This window comes from Flavobacterium adiutor (assembly GCF_048282555.1).
Lineage (GTDB): Bacteria > Bacteroidota > Bacteroidia > Flavobacteriales > Flavobacteriaceae > Flavobacterium.
On record NZ_CP182487.1, the window covers coordinates 4,969,387 to 4,992,587 of the forward strand.

The 23,201-nt window shown below is 33.5% G+C and carries 27 protein-coding genes; 14 read left to right on the top strand and 13 right to left on the bottom strand.

Going from position 1 to position 23,201, the window contains the following annotated elements:
• Nucleotides 1–5 precede the first annotated feature (5 nt).
• The 3 genes from ACNC7R_RS21090 (at nt 6) to hflX (ending at nt 3,747) form a co-directional block, all read left to right on the top strand.
• Nucleotides 6–1,355, top strand: a complete 1,350-nt coding sequence (locus tag ACNC7R_RS21090) for a DUF5689 domain-containing protein (RefSeq protein ID WP_417942972.1) — start codon at nt 6–8, stop codon at nt 1,353–1,355.
• Between the two features lie 137 nt (nt 1,356–1,492).
• On the top strand, nt 1,493–2,356 hold the full coding sequence (locus ACNC7R_RS21095) for a hypothetical protein (RefSeq protein WP_417942973.1): 864 nt from the start codon (nt 1,493–1,495) through the stop codon (nt 2,354–2,356).
• 161 nt (nt 2,357–2,517) lie between these two features.
• A complete protein-coding gene (gene hflX / locus ACNC7R_RS21100; RefSeq protein WP_417942974.1) occupies nt 2,518–3,747 on the top strand; it encodes a GTPase HflX in 1,230 nt (409 codons plus the stop codon).
• 61 nt (nt 3,748–3,808) lie between these two features.
• Here hflX and ACNC7R_RS21105 read toward each other — a convergent pair whose 3' ends face one another.
• The 4 genes from ACNC7R_RS21105 to ACNC7R_RS21120 form a co-directional block, all read right to left on the bottom strand.
• Nucleotides 3,809–4,351 carry a hypothetical protein gene (locus ACNC7R_RS21105; protein WP_417942975.1) on the bottom strand — a complete coding sequence of 181 codons (543 nt, stop codon included), beginning with the start codon at nt 4,349–4,351 and terminating at the stop codon, nt 3,809–3,811.
• 144 nt (nt 4,352–4,495) lie between these two features.
• Nucleotides 4,496–4,885 carry a hypothetical protein gene (locus tag ACNC7R_RS21110; protein WP_417942976.1) on the bottom strand — a complete coding sequence of 130 codons (390 nt, stop codon included), beginning with the start codon at nt 4,883–4,885 and terminating at the stop codon, nt 4,496–4,498.
• On the bottom strand, nt 4,863–5,330 hold the full coding sequence (locus ACNC7R_RS21115; protein WP_417942977.1) for a hypothetical protein: 468 nt from the start codon (nt 5,328–5,330) through the stop codon (nt 4,863–4,865). Before ACNC7R_RS21115 ends, ACNC7R_RS21110 begins: the two co-directional genes overlap by 23 nt.
• 2 nt (nt 5,331–5,332) lie before the next feature.
• Nucleotides 5,333–5,800, bottom strand: coding sequence for a hypothetical protein (locus tag ACNC7R_RS21120; RefSeq protein WP_417942978.1), 468 nt, complete (start codon nt 5,798–5,800; stop codon nt 5,333–5,335).
• 299 nt (nt 5,801–6,099) lie between these two features.
• Here ACNC7R_RS21120 and ACNC7R_RS21125 point away from each other — a divergent pair, with 299 nt between their 5' ends.
• From ACNC7R_RS21125 to ACNC7R_RS21135, 3 genes are all read left to right on the top strand, one after another.
• Nucleotides 6,100–8,058, top strand: coding sequence for a sensor histidine kinase (locus tag ACNC7R_RS21125; protein ID WP_417942979.1), 1,959 nt, complete (start codon nt 6,100–6,102; stop codon nt 8,056–8,058).
• A gap of 4 nt (nt 8,059–8,062) precedes the next feature.
• Nucleotides 8,063–8,803 carry a LytR/AlgR family response regulator transcription factor gene (locus ACNC7R_RS21130; protein ID WP_417942980.1) on the top strand — a complete coding sequence of 247 codons (741 nt, stop codon included), beginning with the start codon at nt 8,063–8,065 and terminating at the stop codon, nt 8,801–8,803.
• Nucleotides 8,804–8,923: 120 nt separating this feature from the next.
• Nucleotides 8,924–9,253, top strand: coding sequence for a DUF4870 domain-containing protein (locus tag ACNC7R_RS21135; protein WP_417942981.1), 330 nt, complete (start codon nt 8,924–8,926; stop codon nt 9,251–9,253).
• 266 nt (nt 9,254–9,519) lie between these two features.
• On the opposite strand, the gene ACNC7R_RS21140 is transcribed toward ACNC7R_RS21135, so the two are convergent.
• From ACNC7R_RS21140 to ACNC7R_RS21170, 7 genes are all read right to left on the bottom strand, one after another.
• Entirely contained in the window at nt 9,520–10,452 is a 933-nt protein-coding gene (locus ACNC7R_RS21140) for a DUF3078 domain-containing protein (protein WP_417942982.1), read from the bottom strand.
• Nucleotides 10,453–10,528: 76 nt separating this feature from the next.
• Nucleotides 10,529–11,038 (bottom strand): DUF2480 family protein, encoded by a 510-nt coding sequence (locus ACNC7R_RS21145; protein WP_417942983.1) that lies wholly within the window; start codon nt 11,036–11,038, stop codon nt 10,529–10,531.
• Between the two features lie 74 nt (nt 11,039–11,112).
• Nucleotides 11,113–11,436, bottom strand: coding sequence for an SUF system Fe-S cluster assembly protein (locus tag ACNC7R_RS21150; protein WP_110307707.1), 324 nt, complete (start codon nt 11,434–11,436; stop codon nt 11,113–11,115).
• 144 nt (nt 11,437–11,580) lie between these two features.
• Nucleotides 11,581–11,991 (bottom strand): GxxExxY protein, encoded by a 411-nt coding sequence (locus ACNC7R_RS21155; RefSeq protein WP_417942984.1) that lies wholly within the window; start codon nt 11,989–11,991, stop codon nt 11,581–11,583.
• Nucleotides 11,992–12,164: 173 nt separating this feature from the next.
• Nucleotides 12,165–12,590: a SufE family protein gene (locus tag ACNC7R_RS21160; RefSeq protein WP_417942985.1), complete on the bottom strand. Its 426-nt coding sequence runs from the start codon at nt 12,588–12,590 to the stop codon at nt 12,165–12,167.
• Nucleotides 12,591–12,592: 2 nt separating this feature from the next.
• Nucleotides 12,593–13,018 carry a hypothetical protein gene (locus ACNC7R_RS21165; RefSeq protein WP_417942986.1) on the bottom strand — a complete coding sequence of 142 codons (426 nt, stop codon included), beginning with the start codon at nt 13,016–13,018 and terminating at the stop codon, nt 12,593–12,595.
• A gap of 11 nt (nt 13,019–13,029) precedes the next feature.
• Entirely contained in the window at nt 13,030–14,244 is a 1,215-nt protein-coding gene (locus ACNC7R_RS21170; protein WP_417942987.1) for an aminotransferase class V-fold PLP-dependent enzyme, read from the bottom strand.
• A 351-nt stretch (nt 14,245–14,595) separates the two neighbouring features.
• Here ACNC7R_RS21170 and ACNC7R_RS21175 point away from each other — a divergent pair, with 351 nt between their 5' ends.
• From ACNC7R_RS21175 to ACNC7R_RS21190, 4 genes are all read left to right on the top strand, one after another.
• Nucleotides 14,596–15,936, top strand: a complete 1,341-nt coding sequence (locus tag ACNC7R_RS21175; RefSeq protein WP_417942988.1) for a serine hydrolase domain-containing protein — start codon at nt 14,596–14,598, stop codon at nt 15,934–15,936.
• 51 nt (nt 15,937–15,987) lie between these two features.
• A complete protein-coding gene (locus tag ACNC7R_RS21180; protein ID WP_417942989.1) occupies nt 15,988–16,506 on the top strand; it encodes an ATP-binding protein in 519 nt (172 codons plus the stop codon).
• Nucleotides 16,506–17,999: a PIN domain-containing protein gene (locus ACNC7R_RS21185; RefSeq protein ID WP_417942990.1), complete on the top strand. Its 1,494-nt coding sequence runs from the start codon at nt 16,506–16,508 to the stop codon at nt 17,997–17,999. Before ACNC7R_RS21180 ends, ACNC7R_RS21185 begins: the two co-directional genes overlap by 1 nt.
• Before the next feature lie 90 nt (nt 18,000–18,089).
• Nucleotides 18,090–18,467, top strand: coding sequence for an ASCH domain-containing protein (locus ACNC7R_RS21190; protein WP_417942991.1), 378 nt, complete (start codon nt 18,090–18,092; stop codon nt 18,465–18,467).
• Between the two features lie 155 nt (nt 18,468–18,622).
• On the opposite strand, the gene ACNC7R_RS21195 is transcribed toward ACNC7R_RS21190, so the two are convergent.
• Nucleotides 18,623–19,162 carry a 3-hydroxyanthranilate 3,4-dioxygenase gene (locus tag ACNC7R_RS21195; protein ID WP_417942992.1) on the bottom strand — a complete coding sequence of 180 codons (540 nt, stop codon included), beginning with the start codon at nt 19,160–19,162 and terminating at the stop codon, nt 18,623–18,625.
• A 76-nt stretch (nt 19,163–19,238) separates the two neighbouring features.
• On the bottom strand, nt 19,239–20,333 hold the full coding sequence (locus tag ACNC7R_RS21200; protein WP_417942993.1) for an endonuclease/exonuclease/phosphatase family protein: 1,095 nt from the start codon (nt 20,331–20,333) through the stop codon (nt 19,239–19,241).
• A 225-nt stretch (nt 20,334–20,558) separates the two neighbouring features.
• Here ACNC7R_RS21200 and ACNC7R_RS21205 point away from each other — a divergent pair, with 225 nt between their 5' ends.
• The 4 genes from ACNC7R_RS21205 to ACNC7R_RS21220 all read left to right on the top strand — a co-directional run bounded on the left by ACNC7R_RS21205 (nt 20,559) and on the right by ACNC7R_RS21220 (nt 23,165).
• The gene (locus tag ACNC7R_RS21205; protein WP_417942994.1) at nt 20,559–21,455 is read left to right on the top strand and encodes a S66 peptidase family protein; all 897 of its coding nucleotides are present in this window, start codon (nt 20,559–20,561) and stop codon (nt 21,453–21,455) included.
• 28 nt (nt 21,456–21,483) lie between these two features.
• Nucleotides 21,484–22,008 (top strand): STM3941 family protein, encoded by a 525-nt coding sequence (locus ACNC7R_RS21210; RefSeq protein WP_417942995.1) that lies wholly within the window; start codon nt 21,484–21,486, stop codon nt 22,006–22,008.
• 9 nt (nt 22,009–22,017) lie between these two features.
• Nucleotides 22,018–22,389 carry a YraN family protein gene (locus tag ACNC7R_RS21215; RefSeq protein ID WP_417942996.1) on the top strand — a complete coding sequence of 124 codons (372 nt, stop codon included), beginning with the start codon at nt 22,018–22,020 and terminating at the stop codon, nt 22,387–22,389.
• Nucleotides 22,390–22,508: 119 nt separating this feature from the next.
• A complete protein-coding gene (locus ACNC7R_RS21220) occupies nt 22,509–23,165 on the top strand; it encodes an aspartate kinase (RefSeq protein WP_110307718.1) in 657 nt (218 codons plus the stop codon).
• The last annotated feature ends 36 nt before the right edge of the window (nt 23,166–23,201 follow it).

Genomic DNA, 23,201 nt, shown 5'->3' on the forward strand with positions numbered 1-23,201 from the left:
TCCAAATGAAAAACAACTATAAAAACCTTGTCCTGTTATTATTTGTATTCCTTTTTTGCAATTGTAATGAAGATGTTGCTGTTCCAAAATTAGAATGTACACAACCAGATTTAAAAATAAACAGAACAGTTGAAGATGTCATGAAAACAGCTACCATTACCGCAACAAAATATGTTTATGATGATGTAATTGAAGCTTATGTGGTTTCAAGTGATGAAAACGGAAATTTTTTCAAAATCCTGTATCTTCAGACCTTGGCAACAGAAACCAAACCGGCAGTAGGTTTTAGTGTGGCTGTGGATGCGACAAATACGTACATTGATTACCGTGTTGGAAATAAAGTGTATATAAAATTAAAAGATCAGTTTACCGATTTATTTTACGGCGGAATGCGGATTGGAAGTTTGTACGAAGGCAATTCTGGAAGCGCATCTGTTGGAAGAATTCCCCAAAATGATTATAAAAATGTGCTACATGCTTCGTGTAAGATACTTAATGAAGATGAATTAGTGAATCCAATTTCTATTGAAAAAGCGTTGGACGACAGCAAACTAAACACACTTATAGAATTATCCGATGTCCAGTTTTTGGAAGCTGCCATTGGCCGTCATTATTTTGAAGAAGCCAATAATGTTGGGGGCTCTACGAATTGGAGTTTGAGAGATAAATCCGGAAATCAGATTATTTTCAGGACGAGCAGTTTTGCCGATTTTTCGACCCATTTAGTTCCGGAAGGAAGCGGAAAAGTACGTGGAATTTTAACCAAATATGGTTCCGATTATCAATTAATGGTACGCTCTGAAAAAGATGTTGTCATGGATGGAAAAAGTAATGTCCCGTTTTTTACTGAAGATTTTCAAACGGTTACCAATAATGTCAATTTTGCATTACCAGACTGGAGCAATATTGTAGAAAAAGCTTCAAAATTATGGAGAACTATGGTTTCTGCCGGAAACGGATATGCCGAGTTTAATACCACCAGCACAACAGCCGCTGAGAATGTTGCATGGCTGATAACTCCCAAAATTAATCTGACGAATTATAAAAATACCGTATTGTCTTTTAGAAGTGCACAACACGACTTAAAAGTTGATTCGCCTTTAAATGCTTTAGAAGTTTATATCTCAACTAATTTTGACGGATCAAACGTAGAAAAAGCTACGTGGATAAAATTAAATGCCAAAATAGCATCACTTTCTACACCAACACGCCAGTTCATTAGTTCAGGAGGGATTGATTTATCTGCTTATTCCGGAAATATCAATATTGCATTTAAATATACCGGATCCGGAAAAGACAAGACACTTAACGGAGCATTTATGGTAGATGATGTAAAAATGTTTGGAGAAAAATAAGTTCCCAAAAATAATATAATACAATGATTTACAGTAATAAAATTGTAATAAAAATCCAATTGTTGTGTTTTTAAGTTGTTTGATTGTTAAAATTTAATAGAATTTTGTATTTTGGTCATCCCAAATTAAAACTTCTTATGAAAAAAATCTACCTGCTAGCCATTCTTACAATGGTTTTTACCGGTTTGCTGCACAGTCAGGACAATCCGGTTCGATTGAAACAAATTAACATCGTAAAAACAAATTATCAAAATTCTAAAGACGGTGAAATTGTAAACAAAACAGTTGTTTTTAAAGATGGAAAAATCGAAACCATCACTACCTCAGATGTTATTCAGAAATTCTTTTATAACAAAAACGGATTACTGGATATGACTGTAAAAGATAAGATAGGAAGTGACTGGAAAGAAGTTACCAATTATACTTATGACGCAGACAACAACATTATAAAATTTGTAAATAAGTATCATGAAGGTAATGATTATATAACGAAAACCGTAACTTTTTCTTATGATGGAGCAAGGATAAAAGCCATAACAAAGAAGAGTACCAATCATCAGAATGTACTGGAAGATATTGAATACATTGTTGAGAACGGCATCATCGTTAGACGTACCTCACGTGACAGAAACAAAGCCATTATCGGTAAAATTGAATATGTGTATGTGAACGACAATGTATCAAAACACAAAGGTTTGGTAGGAGACAAAATATCCAAAACCTATACTTTTGATGATAAAAAATCGGTAGATCAGTTAATCGTTCAGAATTTATTTGGCGATAATTACAAAGTTATTGTACCCATGATTTCGTATCATGAAAGTGAATTTAGCTTCGAATCCATATCGTATAATAATGAAGTTAACTTTAGTCCTACTTCAACAGCTTTAGTTGCTGTAAGCAGAAAGTACAAATACAACAAACTGAATTTCCCGATCTCATGTTCTCAAATTGAGGAAAACGGAATTGTAAAAACGGAGAAAACGTTTATTTACGAATAAAAACTCTATTCTCTGATATCCTTTAAAACCATTTAGAAAAGTAAATTTCTAAATGGTTTTTATTTTTTAGAGACTATAACAATTTCTTAAATAGAACTTAAAAACTAAATTCTATAAGTATTCTATTTACAAATCATTAAATTTGCAGCTTATTCAAAGCTATGTTAGAAAAAGAAGTAATAAATTTTGAAAGAACAGCCATCGTTGGTATTGTGACTCAAAATCAAAGTGAAGAGAAACTACAAGAATATCTGGACGAATTAGAGTTTTTAACTTTTACGGCCGGCGGAGAAGTGATTAAACGCTTTTCGCAAAAAATGGAACGCCCAAACCCTAAAACTTTTGTGGGTACCGGAAAAATAGATGAAATCAATCTTTTTGTAAAAGAAAACGCCATATCGACTGTTATTTTTGATGATGAATTAACCCCTTCACAGCAAAAGAACATTTCACGAATTATTGACTGCAAAATCCTGGACAGAACCAATCTGATTCTGGATATTTTTGCACAAAGAGCCGAAACATCCTATGCAAGAACTCAGGTAGAACTGGCACAATGTCAATATTTACTGCCAAGACTTTCGGGTTTATGGACACACCTTGAGCGTCAAAAAGGAGGTATTGGTATGCGTGGTCCGGGAGAAACTGAGATTGAAACCGACAGACGTATTGTTCGTGATCGTATTTCGTTACTCAAAGACAAAATCAAAACCATCGATAAGCAAATGAGCATTCAGCGCAGCAATCGTGGTGCGATGGTACGTGTCGCCTTAGTAGGTTATACGAATGTGGGAAAATCGACTTTGATGAATGCGATTGGAAAAAGTGATGTTTTTGTTGAAAATAAACTATTCGCAACTTTAGATACAACAGTTCGAAAAGTGGTCATTAAAAACCTGCCCTTTTTACTTTCCGACACTGTAGGTTTTATTCGAAAACTACCTACACAGCTGGTTGACTCTTTTAAAAGTACGCTTGATGAAGTTCGTGAAGCCGATTTGCTTTTGCACGTTGTAGACATCTCGCACCCGGATTTTGAAGATCATATCGAATCTGTAAATCAGACTTTACTGGAAATCAAAAGTAATGACAAACCAACTATTATGGTTTTTAATAAAATTGATGCCTACAAACATCTGACCATTGACGATGATGATTTGATTACCGAAAAAACCAGAAGACATTACACTCTTGAGGAGTGGAAACAAACCTGGATGAGTAATGTTGGCCAGAATAAAGCGTTGTTTATTTCGGCTACACAAAAAGAAAATTTTGAGGAGTTCAGAGAAATTGTTTATGAAGCGGTCCGTCAAATTCACATTACGAGATTTCCTTATAATAAATTCCTGTATCCGGATTACAAGGATGCGGTTGAGAAGGAGGAGGAATAAATTTCTGAGAAAATTGAATAAAAAAATCCCTTTTGGTTTTCAAAAGGGATTTTTGTTAGCATCAAAACGTCTTGTACTCAACGCCATTTTTATCAGCATAAGGCAATAACAATTTCATGACGCTTTCATATTTTTTATCCAGCAATATGCCTTTGGTATCGTCTAGTTTTCTGCTGGCATTATTGATTTCTTCCTCCGTTTTACCTTCATCAATCATTTTAGCGATTATTACAAAATCTGTTTTTTGTATTTCATCGGCATATTGAAACAAATCTAAAGCGGCTTTTACGATAGGTTTGGCTTCTTCCTCAACCTTTAGTTTTTTGATTTTTTTGATGTCCTCCTTGAACGTATTTCCATACCAATAGTTTATAGACTCTACACACGTGCCAGGACGCATAGATTTATTATCCGTTGTCGGCACTTGTAAACTGCCATTTATTTTTTGTTGATAAAACTCTTTAAATAAGCGTTCAAAACTTTTAGGAATTTTATTTGCATTAAGACCAATGACCTCAAAAACCTGATTCGGACTATCATTTAGCAGGTTACAAGAAGAAACAATAGCCGACAAAAAAAGGACAAAAATAATTTTAAGTTTCATCTTATTACTGGTTTTGGGTTTTCGCCTTTTTTATAACTGAAGACTGCAATTTTTCAATTTTCATTAAAACAAAATTTTCATACGCATGCTGTTTTGTTTCGCTTTTTTTACCTGAACTAAAACTTTCACTTATGATGTAGCTTTTTATAAACTGGCTTTTTTTGCTCCCAAAGCATAATACCAACTTCCCATTTCTGAGTGTACAAAAATGACAATTTCTTCCAGTTTCATGATTTTTCTTTTAGCCCTTAACGGACTGTTTTTGAAAACCGCATTTTCTTTTGCATCAAAAGTATACCTTATTTTACTTCCTATTTGTATATCATAAAGACTATGTAATACAAAATAACCCATCAAGATATAAATTGCCCATCGCATTGCTTCATCAAGCCGATGATCAAAAAACGATAAAATCAAAATACCGGCAATAATACCCGCTAAAAACCACCATGACATAACAAGTGATGGCTTTTTGGGGCATAAAGAAAACGTATAGAATGTTTCTTCAATATTATATTTTTCCTGAATGTTCATCTGTATTTATAATTTCCTGAATTTCGTTAAGTAAATTTTGCATCGATCTGGCTGTAAATCCCTGTGCGATACCGCTGCATTGTTCTTTGCCATTTTTCATATAATACAAATTCAAAGAAACATTTATGGTGAAAAAATACTGAGTGGTTCGTACGACTTCAAAATTGACAAAATCACTGAGCGGAATCCGAACAGGCGGAAGAATCAGGGCATTTTTGATGAGGATTTCTTTTTGGTCCATATCGATCACAACGTGATTTATAAAAACGGAAATCAGACATAAAATAGTCAAAATTCCAAAAATCCAGATCATCGCTGTGTTATTTATCAATACGCCTGCAAAAGCGAATGCTGCCATTCCGAAAACTACAATGAGACCAAAACCGTATTGTCTTTTCATGACATACTGGTTTCCGTTTTTTGTGAATTTTTGTAATGCTTCCATAGTTATTCCACTTTTACCCCATCAATAATCAGTGTAGCAGCTACTATTGACATATACGAGCTGGTATAATCTGCAGTCAATTGATCGCTTAAAGAATCTATGTTTGCTTTTGTAAATTCTAATTTCCTAGAAGGCATTTTACCGTAAGAATCCACCATTGTGATGTATCCGTCGAGCCCGTTTTTATTGGTCATAAAAGCTTTTAATAACGCCACATTCTGCCTCTCAAAATCTAGAGAAAAATAATAATTCTTTGTCTGCTCTTTTTTTTCAGTACCATCAGTCGTGGTAACATTATTTGTTGAAGTTGTAAAAGAAAATGTCGCAGAACGAACTGGCGCTACAATAGTTTTATTTCCGTCCTTTACCGTGATTTCTATTTTAACACGTTTTTCTTCCTGTTGTCCGTAACTCAGTGTGGTCAAAAAACAAAAGGCTATTAGTATTAATGTAAACTTTTTCTTATTCATGATTTAGATTTTATTTAAAAAATATTTATAGCAAGATTACCATTTAGTAAACCTCAGAACAATTCGGAATTGGTATATGGCAGGGTTAGATTTTTATTTGGTGAGAGTGGCAGGTTATTAGTAAAATAAAGGTTTATGACCAATTTAGAACGCTATTTGCAAATCAGTTTTTCTACCTGAAAATGTTTGGTCAGTAATCAGACAATTTGTACTTTCCCTCAGTAATATCGATATCTATGCACTTCAAATCAATGTTTTTGCCTTTAAAAAACGTCAATTTAAAATCTATTTTTTTTCTGTTGCTATTTCTTTTTTTGGGGATTTCAGCCCATGCGCAAAAAGCTTCTGCTACTGAAAACCTGGCTGTTTATGGATATTCTAAACGTTTCTCAGATACAGCTTCCTGCAAAAAAATGCTGCAGCTGGCATTAGATCAGGCAAAAAAGAAAAACAGTATAGAGGACAAAATTATTTGCTATTCGTATTTAGCTTTAACCCAAAAACGGTTATTGCATTTAAAACAATTTTCGCATTATGCCGACAGTGCCTATTATTTATCAGGCAAAACCAATAAAATAAGACCGAAAGCGTATGCATTCCTTGCTATGGGATCGTTAAAATCCTATATTGATGAGAAACCGCAGGCGTTAAAATATCTTTTGGCTTCCTATAAGCTTTTTGCAAAAGCAAAGGCTCCTGATCAGTGTTCTAAAATTGCTGCCGATATATCCTATCTTTTTTATCCGGCGTCACCAGCCAAAGTCGAAAAATATGCCCGGGAAGCTTTATATCATGCTGCTAAAGCGGGTGATGCTGAAAGTATGCTGCACGCCCGCCTTGCTTTTGGAAGCTACTTAACTGATAATCTTGAAACGTCAGACAGTGCCGAATGGCAGAAAGCAATAACTTTTTTTAACGAAACGGTTGATTTTACTGAAAAACATGCCAGCTCAATAGTAAGCAAAAGCAATATTGGAATTGCATATATCAATCTGGCCGATCTTTATTCTAAAGGGCCAAAACCTATTGATGAAAAAGCATTTTTGAAAAACCTGGAAAAAGCAACCGTTATTGCGAAACAATATAATATCAGAATCATTTACCGAAGTGCCATAGGGCTTAAGGGATTTTATTTTACAGAAAAAGGGGATTATGCCAAAGCTGAATTGTTATTTATTGAAGGAATAAAATACCAAAAAAGCCTTCCTTATACAGATAATTACCTTTTAGCTGCTTTTTACAATTCCCTCAAAGACGTTGCGGCGAAACGAAAAGATTTTGAAGCCTATTATAATTATGATGCAGAATATGTTAAATACAATGAGTTAAAATATGATGAATCAGCTCAAAAAGTATTGCAAAATGCTGATGTACGTTATGAATCTTCAAAAAAAATAGAGCGCATCAAACAACTGGAACTCGAAAACCAGTTGGTACAAAAAAACAAATTATTGGGTTACGGAATTGCCGGTGTTTTACTGATTGGATTAGTGTTTATGTTTCGTTCCTATTATTATCGTCAGCGTTATTACCAGAAGCGTGAAGATTTCCTGAAACAGGAACAGTCCAATACCGAACTTAAAGTACAGTTGATGGAAAAAGAAACAATAGAAAATCTCTCTGTACGTCTTGCTATGGAAAGAAGATTGCTGCGTTCTCAAATGGATCCGCATTTTATTTTTAATGCTTTAGGAAATATCCAAAGCATGATTCTTCAAAAAGATACGCTTCCAGCCGTTTCTTATCTGAATAAATTTGCCAAACTGACACGTCAGGTTTTGGAACAATCACGTAAAGAAACCATTTCGCTTGACGAAGAAATCAATACTTTGAAAAATTATATTGAACTGCAGCAATTGCGCCTTAATAATGGTTTCGAATATGTAATTGAATGCGATGAAACTGTTGAAACCGATGTTCTTATACCACCATTATTGATCCAGCCTTTTATAGAAAACGCCGTTGAACATGGACTGAAACCTCAGGTGAAAGAAATTAAAGGTTTGATTACCATTCATTTTACACAACACACAGATGAAAAAAACCTGATCTGTACCATTAAAGATAACGGCATCGGTTTAGCGGCTTCCCGAAAACTGAAACTAAAAGACAATCACGAATCATTGTCTACCAAAATTACAGACGAAAGGTTAAGCAAAATGCAGAAAGAAAATCCGTATGCAGGATTTGAGGTTCGGGAACGGGATGCAAACGACGGACCAGGTTGTATCGTTATTTTAAACATTCCAATACTATAATACAATGTACAAAACTATTATTATTGAAGATGAACAGCGCCTTAGGGAAGCTTTATCGATAATGCTCGAAATGACAGCTCCAGATGAAATTCAGGTTGTGGCTTACGCCGAAAGCGTTGAAGAAGCCGTAAAACTCATTGACCGTTTAAAACCAGATCTGGTTTTTATGGACATCATGCTGAGAGATGGAACCGGTTTTGATGTGCTTCAGCAAATTATTTTTAATTCCTTTCACTTGATTTTTACAACCGCGTACGAACAGCATGCCATTAATGCTTTTAAATACAGCGCTATCGATTATCTTTTAAAACCCATTGATCCGGAAGAACTGAAAACGGCTATAGACCGTATTGCAATTTTACAGGAAAGAGTTCTGGAAAAACAACAGCTGAGCGAATTACAGATCAACCTTTCTAAAACACCAGACAGGATTATTCTACCAACGCAGGAAGCAATGTATGTGGTAAAGCTCGAGCAAATTATAAGATGTGAAACGTCCGGATCTTACACGACTTTTTTTCTTACGGACGGCAGAAAAATTATGGTTTCCAAGCCACTCAAAAATTATGAGGATCTGCTGGAACCACCGGCGTTTTTCAGGATTCATCAGTCCCATTTAATAAACGTAAACTGTATTGTAAGTTACTCCCGTGAAGGAATGGTTCAGATGAATGATAAATCTTTTGTACCTATTTCAAGAGGAAAAAAAGAACCTTTTTTTAAACTGATGAAAGATGAAATTTAATCTTTAATACGTAATACCAGTTTAAAGAAACTAAATACCAACCGGAAGCAGCAGAAGACAAAGTACGGGTTTTGACTTACCATAGTTACTAGTATTTTTGATCTAGTAAATAACTATAACATGAACAATAAAACCCTGTCTATCTTAAGCTACATCACTATTATTGGCTGGATTGTAGCTTTTGTAAAAAGTAAAGATTTAAACCCAAAAAGCGATTTGGTAACCTACCATCTGAAACAAGGCTTTGGAATCTTTTTAGTTTCTTTCGCCGTAAACATTATTCTTTCTGTGGTTATTGCAACTGTGACTTCATTGTATTTCCTAAGCTACATTGGCTATGCCATTTTTATCTTATGGATTTTTGGCATCATCAACGCTGCCAACGAACAGAAAAAACCAATTCCGGTGATTGGAAAAATTTTTGAAGATAAATTTGGTTTTATAAACTAATAGCAAATTATCTTTTTTAGCTGACGTTTTTATTTTTGGAAAAGTAGAAAATGATTCTCAACAATCTTGGTTTTCACGCTAGGAGTAGTTGGGAATCTTTCTTTTTATTGTAACAAAAATTAAAATTTGATAAAAAACCGATTGTTCTTAATTAGCCACGACAGCAGCGACATCCTTTGCTTGCCTTCTTTATGGCAAGCAAAGATATAGCGAATGGCGGGACATCATGCTATTGTAAAAACCAATTGTACTGCTCCAGAGTTTGATTAAAATCCGAAATTAACTCCTAAACCAAAAACCTGTCTGGTCTGGAATCCGCGAAAAGCATTGTCATCATAAATAGCCTGAAATGAAAAGTTTGCCGACAGATATTTGTTTACTTTCATGATGATATTCAGCGAGTAATCCATATCGACATTTTGAGGATCTTCTAAATAATTAGAATAAAGATTCAGCGTATTCTCTGCAGTTACATTCGTCATAATTGCAAGTTTGTAATAAACCGAAGTGTAAAAACCTAATTCGTATCTCATGCTTTTACCCTGATCGACACCAAAATAAGAACCGTCAACATATCCAATTCCGGAAGTGTACGCACTGTCAACAAACGTAAATTTTGAGGTTAACGGTGCAAAGTTGATTTTTAAATTGGCATCTTTTGTCCAATAGATACCGGGACCGGTTGTAAAATAACCCGGAGACATGAACTTAGTACTTTCTGTTCTGATTTCTTTTCCGTTTGCATCCTGACTGTAAATATAACCAGTAGTAAATTGGGTTCTAAAATTTACAAAATACGAATAGTACCAATCACCAAAAGCTCTTTTTCCTACGATTGAATTGAATTCAAGACGGTCATCTGTCTTTTTGGCGAAATCAGCCGTTTTGGTTTGCAAAAGTCCATAAGAAGCTAAAACTTTATTATCCCAGGTAAGGTCGCCTTTTTTATAATTGAAATCATAGTTGATTCCTAACGTCCCTGAGAAACTGTCCTCACCTCCTGCAATCCAGTTATTAAAACTCGACTGATTTAATAAAAGCGATACGGTTCCTTTTGTTTTCCAGCCTTCGCCTTCAATAGTATCGTTTATTTTTTTGACCACTTTTTCGGTATTCTGAATTAATTCCTTTTCGGTATTTTGAGCCTGAACAAATGTAAAGTTCGCTAAAACGAAGAGTAATAAAGCTATCTTTCTCATGGTTGTTTAGTTTAGTCTATTAACAAATATAACGCTAAAAACGCTAAAGGTCCAGAGTTTATTGGCTTATAAAAAGTTATTTTTTAGATTCTTTGTATAAAGGTACCGCAGAACAAGCCTCTCCGTACATGATGCTTCTGGCAAAAGGCTGTAAATAGGTTGTTGCCAAAATATAAGCACGCATAGGCACAGGTTTTCTGGAACAGCCTTTTACGATTACGGGTTTGTTTTTGTAAACAGAATAATCGATTTTGCTTAAAATTTCTTCGTATAAACTGCTATCTAAATCTTCTATGGTTCCGTTGACAGTTTTTTTGGCAAATGGTGCTAAATGCACACTTACCAAAATCAATGCCCAGGCTGGTATTATGGCATCGGTACTGCAATGTACCGCCACATACTGATCCTGATATTGTGTCCAGTCGTGATTTTTAAGATGTTCTCTGAAATCTTTTTCTTTCAATAAAAATCCTTCCAAAAGCCATTGCGAAATATCAAGCTGCACACGCATTCCTTTTGGGTAATAATCCTCTAAATCAAAAACTTCTAAAGCACTATTGGCAACTTTATTGATAATTTCTTCCATGTGAAAAGTTTAGTTTCAGGTTTCAGGTTTCAAGTTGTGTTGGAACGTGAAACCTGAAACCTGAAACAAAATAATTAAAGCATTCCTAATTCTAATTTTGCTTCCTCGCTCATTAAATCCTTACTCCATGGCGGATCAAAAGTAATCTCAACATCGACATCTTTTACGTTTTCGATGGTTTTTACTTTTTCTTCTACCTCTCTTGGCAGACTTTCAGCAACCGGACAATTTGGAGATGTTAAGGTCATCAGGATTTTTACTTCGTAATCCGTATTTACCATTACGTCGTAAATTAATCCTAATTCGTAAATATCTACAGGGATTTCAGGATCGTAAATCGTTTTTAAAACTTTTACAATTGATTCTCCTAATTCGTTTGTGTCTATTTCTTGTTCCATTTTATTTGTTTTTTCTTTTTTTCCACCATATAAGTGATATAAGTACATTTAAATGCAATCTTATAATTGTTATAGTGTATTTTTATATTAAAGTTAATATAAGTAAACTTAAATTTTCTTACATAACTTATGTTTTAAATTCATTTAATCTTCGAGCCAGCGATATAATTCGTTGACGTATGTTTTTTGGCCTTCGTGATAAATATTTGTAACGTTAAAGTTTATCATTAGCCCTATTGGAGACTTTAAAAGTTTCATATAAGACATTAATTTGGCAATATGAACTGGAATAATTTGATCAACAGATTTTAATTCAAGAACTAAACAATTTTCTATGAATAAATCACATCTTAAATCTGATTCCAATACCAACCCCTTATATTCAACCGGAATAATCAACTCAGATTGAAAATTAATTCCTCTTAAAGATAATTCTCTTATCAGGCACTGATGATAAATGTTTTCTAAAAGTCCTGCACCAATATTTTTATGAACTTCAATCGCTGCTCCATTAACCTGATAAATTAAATCAGTCAAATATTTCTTTGTTATCATGTAATTTTTTCACAATAATAAGAAATAAAAAAGAACGATAAAACTTACTTTTTTATTTTTACTTTATAAGTTCATTTAAATACTGTAATCTTATATGATTTTTTCTTCTTCACTAAGTTCAGTAAACACAAAGCTTATATTTTCTAATATGAACTTATATGGTTCCAAAAAAATTAGTTTTTGTTTTTTGAATCAAATGCCAAAGCGTACATTTTTATGTTTTTTATCATTGAGACCAAACCGTTGGCGCGGGTGGCTGATAAATGTTCTTTTAAACCGATTTCGTCTATAAATTCTGTATCCGCATTTATGATATCAGATGCTTTTTGATTCGAGAAAGCGCGAATTAAAATGGCGATTATTCCTTTGGTCAAAATCGCATCACTGTCTGCGGTGAACACAATTTTATCGTCTTGTTGTTCTCCCTGAAGCCATACTTTCGACTGACAGCCTTTGATTAAATTTTCGTCGGTTTTGTATTCTTCTTTAATTAACGGAAGACTTTTTCCTAATTCGATGATGTATTCATAACGCTGCATCCAGTCATCAAACATCGAGAATTCATCTATTATTTCGTCTTGTATTTCTTTAATTGTCATAATTATTCTTTAGCAAAATCAGTCAGCAAATTTACCAGTTTTTCAATTTCCTTTGGAGGAAAACCATTGTCAAAACCTGGAGTTTCGTAGGTTTTCTGATTTTGGGTTATTTTTAGATTCCCAATCGCAGCACCATCGTAAAAACGCTTTTCGGTTGGCGCCTTTAAAGTAGGAATACTTTCTACATTTATTTTTTCAAATTCGGCTATAATTTTATCCCAATCTGTTTTTTTGATTGTATTTTCTACAGCTTGCGCATCTCTTTTACTGGTTACTGAAACCGTTTGGTTTTGTACCACTATCTTTTTATAATAGCCTCTCGACATAGCCGAATACTCAATCACTGTCGATGTCATATCTGATTTTTTTTGGCTTGAACAACCTGTCATCATAAAAATAGTTAGCAATAAAAAAGATACAGTTCTCATAAAATGAAATTTTAGCTTAACATTGTTTTTGCTTTTTTAACCGCCTCAACCATTTCATCGATTTCTTCTTTGGTGTTGTAAAAAGAAAACGAAGCACGAATGGTTCCGGGAATACAGAAGAAATTCATAATTGGCTGCGCACAATGATGTCCGGTACGAACTGCAATTCCTAATTTGTCAATTATCGAACCAATATCATACGGGTGAATCCCATCAATATTAAACGAAACTACCGAAGCTTTATTTTTTCCGTTTCCGTAAATTCTCAGACCTTCAATTTCAAGCAAACGTTTTGTAGCGTGTTCCAGTAATTTTTTTTCCTGAAGCTGAATATTTCCAAAACCAATGTTGTTTAAATAATCAACGGCGGTTCCTAAAACGATTCCACCAGCGATATTTGGAGTTCCGGCTTCGAATTTATGAGGCAGGTCGGCATACGTTGTCTTCTCGAAAGTTACCTCTTTAATCATCTCGCCACCGCCCTGATAAGGAGGAAGTTTATTTAGCCACGCTTCTTTTCCGTATAAAATTCCGGTTCCGGTTGGTCCGCACATTTTATGCCCTGAAAAAGCGTAAAAATCGCAATCTAAATCCTGAACATCCGGTTTCAAATGCGGAACGGCCTGTGCACCATCAATTAAAACGGCAGCTCCAACTGCATGTGCTTTTGCAATCATCTCCTTAACCGGATTGATTACTCCTAAAGCATTCGAAATATGATTTACCGTAACAATTTTTGTTTTCTCAGATAATAACGATTCGTATTCGCTGATGATCAGCTCGCCTTCTTCATTGATCGGAATCACTTTAAGCACGGCTCCTGTTTTTTCGCATAACATCTGCCATGGCACAATATTGCTGTGGTGTTCCAGAGAAGAAACCAAAACTTCATCACCCGGTTTTAAAATCGAAGCAAAACCGTTGGCTACTAAATTGATTCCGTGTGTTGTTCCCGAAGTAAATAAAACTTCATGAGAAAATTTGGCATTAATATGATGTTGCAATTTTACTCGTGAAATTTCATACGCATCAGTCGCTAACTGACTTAATGTATGGACTCCACGGTGAATATTGGCGTTTATTTCCTGATAATATTTCGCTTCGGCATCAATAACAACCTGCGGTTTTTGCGAGGTTGCCCCATTGTCGAAATATATTAATGGTTTTCCGTTTACTTTTTCAGAAAGTATCGGAAAATCAGCTCTTATTTTTTGAATATCCAGCATAATTTATTTAGAAAAATTCTAAGTACAAAAGTACTAAAACTAAATTGTTTTATCCGCCAATTCTATAATTTCCTTTTATAGCACTATTATATTTACATTGAAATATTGATTAATCATTACGCTTAATTATTTTAACACAGAAGAACATAGATTTTGTAAGTGTAAAAAAGGCGTTTCACTTATTAAAAAACATAGCTCTGTGTAGAGAAATAAGTTTCTCTTTTATATTCTTTTTTACAAATAAAACTATGTTTTTCTATGTGTTTAATTAGAAATTTATGATTCAACCGTAACGACTAAAATATTGACTTTAAATTATTTATCTTGCATAAAAAACAGCTGTATCTGAATATGAAAAAAATTCTCAAATTACTTGGTATTCTTCTGCTTTTAATAATTCTGTATTTCGGATTTACAACTTATCCGAAACTGGATTTAATTTCGGGCTTTTCAGCCAAAAGCATTGCTTCGGGACATTTTTTAGATAATCGTTCAAAAGAATTAATCGAAAAAACCGACAACGATATTAATCTGATTGACCTTGCAACCAATAAGATCGATGAAGCGGGAAAATTTGCCACTTCGTCTGTTTATGGCTTGAAAGAACGAAAAGCAATTTACCGTGAAGGTTTGGGTGCGACATTAATTAATGATGATTTTGATGTTTCGAAACCTTATTTGCTTCCCAAAAGAGCTAAATCGAAAACATTGCCTTTCCCTTATGGAAATATTGATCCGAAAGACACTATTTTTTCGAATATTGATTATACCCAATTACAAAAAACAATTGACAACGCATTCGATAAATCGGGTGGAAAATTAAAACGAACGCGTGCTGTTGTAGTGTTATACAAAAACAAACTGATTGCAGAAAAATACGATACTGGTTTTACGAAAGACAGCAGGATTTTAGGCTGGTCGATGACAAAAAGTATTACCAGTTCTGCTTTTGGAGTTTTGGCGAAACAAGGAAAAATAGATATTTATAAACCGGCTCCTGTCGCAGAATGGCAAAATGACGAACGTAAAAACATTACTATTAACGATTTGCTGCATATGAATTCAGGTTTGGAGTGGGAAGAAAATTACAGTACGATCTGCGATGCAACCAAAATGCTTTTTCTGGCTGAAGATATGGGTAAAGTACAGTTGGACAAGCCCGCTCAGTTTAAGCCCAACACGCATTGGAATTACTCTTCGGGAACGACCAATTTATTGTCTTTGATTTTGAGAAGGCAGTTCAAAACACAGCAGGAATACCTTGATTTTTGGTACAGCGCCGTGATTGACAAAATCGGAATGAGTTCGATGATTGTCGAACAAGACATGACCGGGACTTTTGTGGGTTCATCATACGGATGGGCGACAGCGCGCGACTGGTCAAAATTTGGATTGCTGTATTTAAATAAAGGCAATTGGAACGGCGAACAAATTTTGGATGAAAGCTGGGTAAAATACACCGCAACTCCAACGAATACTTCGGAAGGAAAATACGGCGCACAGTTTTGGCTCAACGCCGGCGGAAAATTCCCGGACGCTCCCCGCGACATGTTTTACTGCAACGGTTATCAGGGACAAATGGTTGCTATTATTCCGTCAAAGGACATGGTAATTGTGAGAATGGGATTGAAGGAAGATCCTGCTTTTGATTTTAATGGGTTTTTGAAAGGGATTATTGGGAGTGTGAAATAAAAAAATGTAATATATTTCATTCTTTTTAATATATTAGTCAAAAATTCATTTGTGAAAGTATTTGAAAACATATATTTTATCGGCGGGATTCATGGTGTGGGAAAAGGAACTATTTGTAAAGAAATAGCATCTAAGACTAGATTAATACATATAACTGCAAGTCAAGTTTTAAAATGGGAAGAAATTAGCGATAGCGATAATAAACTTGTAAAAGATATTAATTCATCACAAGACCGATTAATCAAAAACTTGAAAAATCTAATTAAAAAAGATGAAATATATCTTCTTGATGGTCACTTTTGTTTATTAAATTCAGATAGCATTCCATGTAGAATCAATGAAGATACTTTTGATCAAATTAATCCAAAAGCAATAACAATTGTAATTGATGATGTTGAAAAAATTGCAAAAAGATTAAAATCACGAGATGGTAAAATTTATAATATTCAAATTTTGAATGAATTGCAAGAAATGGAAATAGAATATGCAAAATGTCTTTCAGATAAATATTCAATTCCTTACATCGAAATAAAAGACGGAAATTATAATCAACTAATGGAAAATATTTGATGAAAATTTTACTAGATACTAATATCATTATCCATAGAGAAGCAAGTAAAATATATAAACCTGAAATTGGACAACTTTTCAAATGGATTGATAATCTTAAATATTCAAAATATATTCATCCCTTAACAGTTGAAGAATTAGAAAGATATAAAGATCCGAATGCTCTTGACACAATGAGTATTAAAATTGAAAGCTATAATTTACTTAAAAATCAAGCTCCTTTAGGAGAAGAAATATTAAAAGTCAGTAAAAAAATTGACAATCAGGATAACGACTTAAATGATACTCAAATTCTTAATGAAGTTTATGAAAGCAGAGTCGATATTTTAATTTCTGAAGATAAAAAAATACACTATAAAGCAAAGCTTCTTGGAATAGAAAATAAAGTTTTTAAAATTCAAAGTTTTTTAGAAAAAGTAATATCTGAAAATCCGGAATTAGTTGATTATAAAGTTTTATCAGTAGAAAAAGTTGATTTTGCGAAAGTGAATATAAGGGATCAGTTCTTTGATAGCTTTAGGGAGGATTATGATGAATTCGACAAGTGGTTTAATAAAAAAGCAGATGATATTTGTTATGTCTGCTATAGTGATAATCAATTAACCGCTTTTTTATTTATAAAACGAGAACATGAAAATGAGAATTATTCTAATATTTCTCCAGTTTTTCAACCTAAAAAGAGATTGAAAATTGGCACATTTAAAGTAACTGCGAACGGTTATAAGATAGGTGAAAGATTTTTAAAAATAATTTTTGATAATGCTCTACAATATAGGGTTGATGAAATATATGTTACAATTTTTGATAAAAGAGAAGAACAAGAAAGATTAATAGATTTATTAAAGTTATGGGGGTTTAATCATTTTGGCATAAAATCCACTCATAACGGTGATGAGCAAGTTTATGTTAGGACTTTCAATAGAAAATTAATTAATGTTGACAATCCAAAATTGACATTCCCTTTTTTTTCACGACTCCAAAATATTTTTATTGTTCCCATTTATCCGGAATATCATACAGAATTGTTTCCAGATTCGATATTGAATAACCAGTCTCCAAAAGATTTCATTGAAAACTACCCTCATAGAAATGCTTTAAGTAAAGTATACATTTCACGTTCCTATGAAAAAAATTTGAAAACTGGTGATATTATAGTTTTTTATATGACAGGTGGAAAATATAAAGGAGTAGCTACAACATTAGGAATAGTTGAATCATCTGTTTTAAATATTGAAACTGAAGAAGAGTTTCTTTTGTTATGCAGAAAAAGAAGTGTTTTTTCAAACGAAGAATTATCTAAACATTGGAATCATAATCCTGCAAACACACCTTTTATTGTTAATTTTCTATATACATACTCATTTAGAAAAAGACCTAACCTTGAATGGTTAGTTAATAATGGAATTATATCGAGCTATGAAAATGTTCCAAGGGGATTTTCTAAAATAACTGTTGAGCAATTTGATAAAGTTTTAAGGTATGCTTATGAATAAAAATCTTTAAAGATTTTTTAAAAATGCGATATTTGCAATTAATAAATTATGTGTTATTGTGTTTCATAACATCTAAATCAATATTTAATTATGAAAGTAGTACTATCAATCAAGCCCCAATTTGCAAATAAAATATTTGATGGGACAAAAAAATTTGAATTCAGAAAAGCTATTTTCAAAAACCAAAATGTTACTTCAGTTCTGGTTTATGCTTCTTCTCCTGTTCAAAAAGTAATTGGCGAATTTGAAATAGCCGAAATATTTAATTTAGATTTAAAAACTCTTTGGGATAAAACAAAAGAACATTCAGGAATAACTGAAGAGTATTTTTATGAGTATTTTGAAAATAGAGAACAAGGTTTCGCTATTAAAATTAAGAATAAAAAGAGATTTGAAAATCCTAAATGTTTAAAAACAGATTATAATTTGACTCCTCCTCAATCATTTGCATACTGGTCTAATGAATAATACGATATGTTGTTTTAGCCCCGATAGAAGTGGAAATCCTTTTGCTTTTTTCTTTAGAAAGCAAAAGATTGCAACGGATAGCGGGAAATAGCTCCTAAAAAAACCGATACACTTAATAAAAGTCTATCGGTTTTTTTTATAAGTCTTGTGAAAAATTATTTCTTAGCCACAAACCTCGGATCAGATTCCATAATGGCTCCGCAATTATCACAGGTTCTTAGTTCTTCTGAATTGTAGAAATGTTCAAAATGAGGGAGAAAATCTTTTTCGATATTGTGCAGTTCAAAAAACACTTCATATAATTTATGGTTACAGTTGTCGCAATGCCAAAGCAATCCATCTGTGTAGCCTAATCCGGCACGTTTTCGCTCGATAACCAAACCAATAGAACCCTCAGAACGAACTGGAGAATGCGGCACTTTAGCGGGATTCAGATACATATCGCCTGGATTCAGAATCATTTCTTTACGCTCGCCTTCTTCCTGAATTACTACTTTTATATTGCCTTCCAGCTGGTAAAAAAGCTCTTCGGTTTCGTTATAATGATAGTCTTTTCGGGCATTTGGACCTGCTACGATCATGACAATATAGTCACCGGAGTCAACATATAAATTTTTATTTCCAACAGGCGGTTTCAGTAAATGACGGTTTTCGTCTATCCATTTAGTCAGGTTGAAAGGTTTTGCTATGGCCATTTTTTAAAGGTTCTAAGATTCTGAGATGCTAAGGTAACGAAAATTTGTAGAGACTAACTGCAATGTGTTTATGGATCTACATTTCTTTTATCAGATAAATATATACCGGAAAATGGTCACTGAAACCGACTTCATTTGTACTGTGCCGCAGCGGATATCCTTTGTATTTTCCTGAATTTTGGATGAGATACGGTTTATTGAAAATTCCGGCTTTCCAGAATTTAAACGATGAAAAATCAGGTTTTATAAGTGATTCCGTTATGATAATTTGATCGAAAATATCCCAGGAATCCTGAAAAGCTGTTGTTCCCATACCGCGTTTTGCCATTTCTTCAAAGGGATTGTAAGTGCCAAATTCGGGAACTTCAGACTTTTTGGCTTTTGCCCCCAAAGCCACTTTTATACTTTTATTATAAGGACCGTCATTTAAATCGCCCATTGTAATCACTTTTGCATTTGGATTAATTTGCTGCAAGGAATCGATTATTCTTCGGTTTAATTTCCCGGCTGCTTCGCGATATTCGCTTGTGGCTTTTTCTCCTCCGGAACGCGACGGCCAGTGATTGACAATGATACTGATCTCTTCTCCTTCTAAAAAACCGGTTATCAAAAGCTGATCCCGGGTAAAAACACGGTTGTTTTGAACTGTCTTCGTTGTTTCTTCATCAGGTGATTCTTCATTTTTTTCTTCTTCTTCTACCATTTTATTTTTCAATATATATAAAGGTATATTTGAAAAAGTCACCGGTTTAAAATACTTTTTCTGATACAATAAAGCCACATCTATTCCTCGTTTATCCGGCGAATCAAAATGGATGATTCCGTAATCAAAAGACAATAATTTGGGCTGTTTGACTAAGTCTTCCAGAACGTCTCTGTTTTCAATTTCCGAACCTCCAATCAAAACAGGCGCGTTTGGATTTTCGGGTTTACCAATTTCTGAGATGACTTTAGAAAGGTTCTGCAGCTTCTGATTATATTTTTCTGTTGTCCAGTTTTGCGTTCCGTTTGGTGTCCATTCATTATCATTGGTGTAAATATCATCAATCGTGTCAAAAAGATTTTCGAAATTGTAAAAAGCTACAGTGTGAATGCTATATTTTTTAGCCTGACCAAATGCTGTAATAGAAAACAAGAAAATAAAACAAATTCTAAGTATAATGATTCGCATAAAATGATTTTTTTAATCGCTGAAATTAATTAAATTTTACATTTGTAAGAAATTTCAATTAATTTTATTTTTTTAAATCTTTATCTTTGTTATAAATAAATTCCAAAAGCCAAAAAGAAAATGAATACAAGCAGGTTCCTTCTTATAAACAACCCTTTTGCTTTTTGCAAATTCGTATTCCTTATTTTTGCTTTACAATCCTTTACCTGTCAATCCCAACAAAACATGATAACACCACCTTATTTACAAAAAGGAGATACTGTAGCTCTTTTGGCAACAGCCCGAAAAAACATAGATGATAATTTAAAGCCTACCATAGATTTGCTAAAAAGCTGGGGACTAGAAGCCGTAATTGGAAGTTCAATTGGTCTGGATTACCATCAATTGGCCGGAACAGACGAACAGCGCGCTGCCGATTTTCAAAAACAAATGGATAATCCGAATATAAAAGCAATCTGGTGTGTACGTGGCGGTTACGGAACTGTGAGAATGTTAGATTTATTGGATTTTTCGAAATTCAAGCAGCATCCTAAATGGGTTATTGGTTTTAGTGATGTGACGGTTTTGCATAATCATCTGAATACGATGGGTTATAAATCGATTCATGGTGTGATGCCGGTTACGATTCCGCGTGCTACTCCGGCAGCTATCAGTTCGATGAAATCGGCTTTGTTTGGTGAGCCTTTGTCTTACTCGGTTGTTCCACATCCTATGAACCGTTTTGGTCAGGGAACAGGAGAATTGGTGGGTGGAAATCTTTCTATTTTGTACAGTTTGTTGGGATCACCATCGGCAATTGACTGTAAAGACAAAATTTTATTTATTGAAGATTTAGACGAATACCTGTATCATATTGATCGTATGATGATGAATTTACGTCGAAACGGCTGTATCGAAAACCTGAAAGGAATTATTATTGGCGGTATGACCAAAATGAAAGACAATGAAGTTCCTTGGGGGAAAAATGCACTTGAAATTATTGACGATGTGACTAAAAAATACAATATTCCGGTAATTTTTAATTTTCCGGCCGGGCATATTCAGGATAATCGTGCTCTGGTTATGGGAAGTACGATTTCTATTGAAGTGAATGCTTCCGGGAGTACTGTTGTTTTTAAGTAAAAAAAGTTAAAAGTTATTGTTTTTTGTAATGCAAGAAATAAAATTATACAAATCGTTATATAAAGCCATCATTTTACTTTTGGGAAGTACAGCATTCGTAGTGATTGGTTTTTTCATCAAAGCTGAAAATCCTTTTATTGCATGGTTATGTATTGGTTTCTTTGGATTAGGAATTTTCGTTGGATTATTCAATCTGTTTGACAGGAGACCACAAATCATAATTAATGAATTTGGTATTTATGATAGAAATACACTTAAGGATTTTATTAATTGGGAATTAATTTATGACGCATATTTGATTAATATAAGAAGCCAGAAATTTGTTTGTCTAGTTATTGATGAAAAATATAGGCCATCTAATAATAAAAATAAATGGTACAAACTGGCAGCTAAATTAAACGAAGAAATTGGTGCGCAAGAAATGAATATTTCTCTAGGTCACATTGACATCAATGCTGAACGATTTCTTGAGTTCATTTTAAAGATGAACGGTGGAGAGGTTGAAATTAGATCAAAACTATTAGAAGATGGAATTAAAATATTCAACATTTAACTCCAAAAAATGGCTGAACACAACGAACTAGGAAAAAAAGGTGAAGATTTAGCCGTTGAATTTCTGTTACAAAACGACTATAAAATTCTAGAAAGAAACTGGGTTTTTCAAAAAGCCGAAATTGATATTCTCGCTAAAAAAGATAATTTTCTGGCTGTAATTGAAGTTAAGACAAGATCGAATTTAGATTTCGGTTTGCCGCAGGATTTTGTGAAACCCAAAAAGATTCAGCTTCTCATAAAGGCAGTAAATGCCTACATAAACGATAGGGAAAAAGATTTTGAAGACGATTTAGAAATTCGTTTTGACATCATTGCTATCCATAAAAGTCAGGAATCATTTGCTATTGAGCATCTTACTGACGCTTTTTATCATTTTTAACATATTTTTTTATTGTTATATTTGTAACAAATTGTTTTTTAATTTATCTTTGCAGAGATTTATAACATCACAAACAACCAAACTAACACAATTACGTTACCAAAAACAATTAAAAGATTATGAAAACCGTTTCTTCGATTGTAGAAAATTACATCAAAACCAAGCCATTTTTACTGAATGCACTCTCCTTGGGAATTATCAACCTGACTTCTTTGTCCCGTAACATCATGACCGAACTGGAAAGCGAATTCGGTAAAGAAGTAAAACAAGGAGCTGTAGTAATGTCCCTAAAAAGACTAACAGAAGAATTAGATTTTAAACTGAACCATAAAATCAATAAGGTCATTAAAAACATTGGTGAAATTACGGTTCGTTCTGAATTGACAGATTACACTTTTGCAGCTTCAGACTCTGTTTTAAACAAACAAGCCGATTTGATTTCTGATATTAATGTGCTTTCTGATATTTTTTATACCTCATCACGTGGCGTAAACGAAACCAATATCGTAGTAAGCAGCAGTATCAATCATTTAGTTGAAAAACACTTTATCCGCGAAAAACTGATTCAGAAATTGGATAATCTGGCTTCTATTACCGTAAAATTACCAAAAGAAAATATCGTTGTACCGGGAATTTATTATTTCATTTTTCAGCGTTTAGCCTGGGAAGGAATTATTATCAATGAGGTAATTTCGACTTCTAATGAATTTACGATCCTTGTAGGAGAAGAACAAGTTGATGTTGCTTTTAAAGTAATCAAAGACTTAAAAAATTAATTTCTTTCGAGAAAACCTCAAATCAAAAAAAAAGAA

What these genes read in the sequence shown, in the direction of transcription:
- ACNC7R_RS21090 (WP_417942972.1), top strand. Translation starts at nt 6, where the DNA reads ATGAAAAACAACTATAAAAACCTTGTCCTGTTATTATTTGTATTCCTT.
- ACNC7R_RS21095 (WP_417942973.1), top strand. Translation starts at nt 1,493, where the DNA reads ATGAAAAAAATCTACCTGCTAGCCATTCTTACAATGGTTTTTACCGGT.
- hflX (WP_417942974.1), top strand. Translation starts at nt 2,518, where the DNA reads ATGTTAGAAAAAGAAGTAATAAATTTTGAAAGAACAGCCATCGTTGGT.
- ACNC7R_RS21105 (WP_417942975.1), bottom strand. Translation starts at nt 4,351, where the DNA reads ATGAAACTTAAAATTATTTTTGTCCTTTTTTTGTCGGCTATTGTTTCT.
- ACNC7R_RS21110 (WP_417942976.1), bottom strand. Translation starts at nt 4,885, where the DNA reads ATGAACATTCAGGAAAAATATAATATTGAAGAAACATTCTATACGTTT.
- ACNC7R_RS21115 (WP_417942977.1), bottom strand. Translation starts at nt 5,330, where the DNA reads ATGGAAGCATTACAAAAATTCACAAAAAACGGAAACCAGTATGTCATG.
- ACNC7R_RS21120 (WP_417942978.1), bottom strand. Translation starts at nt 5,800, where the DNA reads ATGAATAAGAAAAAGTTTACATTAATACTAATAGCCTTTTGTTTTTTG.
- ACNC7R_RS21130 (WP_417942980.1), top strand. Translation starts at nt 8,063, where the DNA reads ATGTACAAAACTATTATTATTGAAGATGAACAGCGCCTTAGGGAAGCT.
- ACNC7R_RS21135 (WP_417942981.1), top strand. Translation starts at nt 8,924, where the DNA reads ATGAACAATAAAACCCTGTCTATCTTAAGCTACATCACTATTATTGGC.
- ACNC7R_RS21140 (WP_417942982.1), bottom strand. Translation starts at nt 10,452, where the DNA reads ATGAGAAAGATAGCTTTATTACTCTTCGTTTTAGCGAACTTTACATTT.
- ACNC7R_RS21145 (WP_417942983.1), bottom strand. Translation starts at nt 11,038, where the DNA reads ATGGAAGAAATTATCAATAAAGTTGCCAATAGTGCTTTAGAAGTTTTT.
- ACNC7R_RS21150 (WP_110307707.1), bottom strand. Translation starts at nt 11,436, where the DNA reads ATGGAACAAGAAATAGACACAAACGAATTAGGAGAATCAATTGTAAAA.
- ACNC7R_RS21155 (WP_417942984.1), bottom strand. Translation starts at nt 11,991, where the DNA reads ATGATAACAAAGAAATATTTGACTGATTTAATTTATCAGGTTAATGGA.
- ACNC7R_RS21160 (WP_417942985.1), bottom strand. Translation starts at nt 12,590, where the DNA reads ATGACAATTAAAGAAATACAAGACGAAATAATAGATGAATTCTCGATG.
- ACNC7R_RS21165 (WP_417942986.1), bottom strand. Translation starts at nt 13,018, where the DNA reads ATGAGAACTGTATCTTTTTTATTGCTAACTATTTTTATGATGACAGGT.
- ACNC7R_RS21170 (WP_417942987.1), bottom strand. Translation starts at nt 14,244, where the DNA reads ATGCTGGATATTCAAAAAATAAGAGCTGATTTTCCGATACTTTCTGAA.
- ACNC7R_RS21175 (WP_417942988.1), top strand. Translation starts at nt 14,596, where the DNA reads ATGAAAAAAATTCTCAAATTACTTGGTATTCTTCTGCTTTTAATAATT.
- ACNC7R_RS21185 (WP_417942990.1), top strand. Translation starts at nt 16,506, where the DNA reads ATGAAAATTTTACTAGATACTAATATCATTATCCATAGAGAAGCAAGT.
- ACNC7R_RS21190 (WP_417942991.1), top strand. Translation starts at nt 18,090, where the DNA reads ATGAAAGTAGTACTATCAATCAAGCCCCAATTTGCAAATAAAATATTT.
- ACNC7R_RS21195 (WP_417942992.1), bottom strand. Translation starts at nt 19,162, where the DNA reads ATGGCCATAGCAAAACCTTTCAACCTGACTAAATGGATAGACGAAAAC.
- ACNC7R_RS21200 (WP_417942993.1), bottom strand. Translation starts at nt 20,333, where the DNA reads ATGCGAATCATTATACTTAGAATTTGTTTTATTTTCTTGTTTTCTATT.
- ACNC7R_RS21205 (WP_417942994.1), top strand. Translation starts at nt 20,559, where the DNA reads ATGATAACACCACCTTATTTACAAAAAGGAGATACTGTAGCTCTTTTG.
- ACNC7R_RS21210 (WP_417942995.1), top strand. Translation starts at nt 21,484, where the DNA reads ATGCAAGAAATAAAATTATACAAATCGTTATATAAAGCCATCATTTTA.
- ACNC7R_RS21215 (WP_417942996.1), top strand. Translation starts at nt 22,018, where the DNA reads ATGGCTGAACACAACGAACTAGGAAAAAAAGGTGAAGATTTAGCCGTT.
- ACNC7R_RS21220 (WP_110307718.1), top strand. Translation starts at nt 22,509, where the DNA reads ATGAAAACCGTTTCTTCGATTGTAGAAAATTACATCAAAACCAAGCCA.